Source organism: Mesorhizobium sp. M1A.F.Ca.ET.072.01.1.1 (genome assembly GCF_004023325.1).
GTDB lineage: Bacteria > Pseudomonadota > Alphaproteobacteria > Rhizobiales > Rhizobiaceae > Mesorhizobium.
The window spans coordinates 1-3,217 of the sequence record NZ_RZSF01000513.1 but is presented as its reverse complement, the minus strand read 5'-3'; the positions used below and the strand labels follow the sequence as shown (position 1 = coordinate 3,217).

General features: G+C 65.0%; 3 protein-coding genes. 1 reads left to right on the top strand and 2 read right to left on the bottom strand.

From position 1 onward, the window contains the following. Both EOA32_RS35315 and EOA32_RS35310 read right to left on the bottom strand, forming a co-directional pair. The coding region (locus EOA32_RS35315) for a hypothetical protein (protein ID WP_128374157.1) at positions 1 to 368 on the bottom strand (368 nt) is incomplete at its 3' end. Between the two features lie 154 nt (positions 369 to 522). Beyond that, positions 523 to 2,187 carry a DNA alkylation response protein gene (locus tag EOA32_RS35310; protein ID WP_189407644.1) on the bottom strand — a complete coding sequence of 555 codons (1,665 nt, stop codon included), beginning with the start codon at positions 2,185 to 2,187 and terminating at the stop codon, positions 523 to 525. 146 nt (positions 2,188 to 2,333) lie between these two features. Here EOA32_RS35310 and EOA32_RS35305 point away from each other — a divergent pair. Beyond that, positions 2,334 to 3,217, top strand: an 884-nt coding sequence (locus EOA32_RS35305; RefSeq protein ID WP_128374155.1) for an aspartate carbamoyltransferase catalytic subunit, incomplete at its 3' end; no start/stop codon positions are given.

Sequence of the window (3,217 nt, the reverse complement as noted above, 5' to 3'; positions counted from 1 at the left end):
GCGACGATCATGAACAACCCGTTGATGCCTTGCGCGGCGCCGCCGACGAGAATCACCGAAAGCAGGAAGGAGGCGCAGATGAAGGCTATTCGCACCACCGTATCGCCCGCATCCCGCCTTGTCGCGATGTTGAGCAGCGTCTCGACGAAGGCCCAGCAGAACAGCAGCGCGACGATCAGCAGAGCGACCGCGAGCGGCGCCACGACGAGAGCATGATCGAGATCCGGGAAACGGCTGCTTTGCAGCGAGACGCCAAGCACGCCGAGCGCCGACGCGATGCCGCGATTGCCATCCATGCAGATGTAGGACAGCAGGGCGAAGACGAGCGCCCAATGCAAGGCCAGAAATGATGTCAAAACGTGCCGCATGCGCTTCCTGCCTAGGGGAGCACGGGATCGCCATGGTTAACATTTCCCTACTCCGGTGGACAGAGTGGGCTCCGCGAAGCCTCCCCGCAATGGAAACCATTCGTTAAGGTTAACGACAATCCACAGGCCGGCGATCGAACGCCTTTCAGGCTGCTCAGCTCAGCGGCGGGTAGAGCGTGTCGATGATCATGCGCGAGTCATGGCGCGAATCGAGCATGCCGTAGGTGGTGCGCCATTGGCCGCCGAGTCTTGTTTCGACGAAGGCGTCGGCGATCCGCCCTGCCCCCAGCCGGCGCAGCTCCGCCGCCGCCGCCGAAAACGCCAGCTGTTCGGTCAGCAGGCGCGCCGAGCCCTGGTCTGTCGAAGCCACCTGCATGGCCGCGTTGAGCACGCCGATGGTGCCCCGCCCGCCGGCGCCGAGGTCGCGGTCGATGCCGGCCAGCACCTCCTCGAACAGGCCTGGCGCGCGGCCAAGCACACGCAGCACGTCGAGCGCCATGACGTTGCCGGAGCCTTCCCAGATCGCGTTGACCGGAGCCTCACGGTAATAGCGGGCAAGCGGCGCTTCCTCGACATAGCCGTTGCCGCCGAGGCACTCCATCGCCTCGTAAAGCAAGACCGGCGCGATCTTGCATACCCAGTATTTGACCACTGGCGTCATGGCGCGAGCAAAGGCCGCCTCGCCGCGATCGCTCGCCGCCTCGTCGAAGGAACGCGCCAGCCGGAACGACAGCGCCGTCGCGGCGGCAACGTCGAGCGCCATGTCGGCAAGGACCCGCTGCATCAGCGGTTGATCGACCAGACTGGTGCCGAACACCTGGCGATGGCGCGCGTGGTGGACGGCTTCGGCCAGCCCGGCGCGCATGAGCGCTGACGAAGCGACGGCGCAGTCGAGCCTGGTCAGCGTGACCATGTCCATGATCGTCTTGATCCCGGCGCCCGGCTCGCCGACCATCTCGCCGATGGCATTGGTGAACTCGACCTCCGACGAGGCGTTGGAGCGGTTGCCGAGCTTGTCCTTCAGGCGCTGGAAACGGAAGCCATTGCCCGAGCCGTCGCCCAGAATGCGCGGAACCAGGAAGCATGAAAGCCCCTCCGGCACCTGGCCGAGCACGAGAAAGGCGTCGGACATCGGCGCCGACATGAACCATTTATGCCCGGTCAGCCGATAGAAGCCGTTTCCCGCGCGCTCGGCCTTTGTGACATTGGCGCGCACGTCGGTGCCGCCCTGTTTCTCGGTCATGCCCATGCCGAGGGTAAGCCCGGTCTTTTGCACCGGCGGCTTCTGGCTCTGGTCGTATTTGCGCGTTGTCACGCGCGGCGCCCATTCGCGGAACAGCTTTGGGCTCGCCATCAGCGCCGCCAGCGAAGCGCTGGTCATGGTGATGGGGCAAAGATGTCCGGTTTCGAGCTCCGCGGTCAGGTAGAAGCGCGCCGCCCTCACCTGATGCCGGCGGCCGATCTCGGCATCGCCGTTTTCCCAAACCGAGGAATGCAGGCCGCCGGCAACCGAGCGTCGCATGAGCGCATGATAAGCGGGATGAAATTCGACCAGATCGACGCGTCGGCCCTGGCGGTCATGCGTCCTGAGCTTCGGTGTGTCGGTGTTGGCGAGCCGGGCAAGTTCCTGTGCCTCCTGCGTCATGACGAACCTGCCGAGCCCGTCCAGATCCTTGCGGACGGAATCGGAAAAACGCTCGGCAAGCTGGATGAGCAACGGATCGCCCCGCCATGCGTTGCCGCCCGTCAGTGGCGGCGGCTGGTTGATCACCTCGTCGGTCACGCCCAATCCTTCAGTTGGCAGAGAGGTCCTTACCATCTCAAGGCCGCGGTCGCGAATCCGAAGCCATCGGGCCTTATAGCCAAGCAATGCAAGGCGCGCGACGAAAATACCGGGGAGAACGCGCGCAATCCAAAGCTGGCGCTTGCGGCTGGCCGGACCGCACCCTATAGCAGCGCCTTGAGATGACCGACGCTTCGTCCCTGCCGCTGTTCCCTCACCGCCATCTTCTAGGCATCCGCGATCTTTCCCCCGCTGATATCGAGCTGCTGCTCGATCGCGCCGACCGGGCCGTCTCGATCTCGCGGCAATCTGAAAAGAAGACCTCGACGCTGCGCGGCCGGACACAGATCAACCTCTTCTACGAGGCCTCGACCCGCACGCAATCGTCCTTCGAGCTCGCCGGAAAACGGCTCGGGGCCGACGTCATGAACATGTCGGTGGCGAGCTCTTCGGTGAAGAAGGGCGAGACGCTGATCGACACCGCCATGACACTCAACGCCATGCGTCCGGACATCCTGATCATCCGCCATCAGTCGGCGGGCGCGGCAGCACTTTTGGCGCAAAAGGTCGGCTGCTCGGTGGTCAACGCCGGCGACGGCGCACATGAGCACCCGACGCAGGCGCTGCTCGACGCGCTGACCATCCGCCGCGCCAAGGGCCCGCTGTCGAAGCTGATCGTGGCGATCTGCGGCGACATTCTGCATTCGCGCGTCGCCCGCTCGAACATCATGCTCTTGAACGCGCTCGGCGCGCAGGTGCGGGTGGTCGCACCCTCGACGCTGCTGCCCGCGGGCATCGACAGGATGGGCGTGATCGTGTCGCGCTCGATGGCGGAAGGTCTCAAGGACGCCGACGTCGTGATGATGCTGCGCCTGCAGCGCGAGCGCATGGAAGGCGCTTTCGTGCCGTCGATCCGTGAATATTTCCGCTATTTCGGCCTCGACGCCGAGAAGCTGAAAGCGGCCAAGGAGGATGCGCTGGTCATGCATCCCGGGCCGATGAACCGCGGCGTCGAGATCGCCTCGGAGATCGCCGACGGGCCGCAGAGCGTCATCCAGGAACAGGT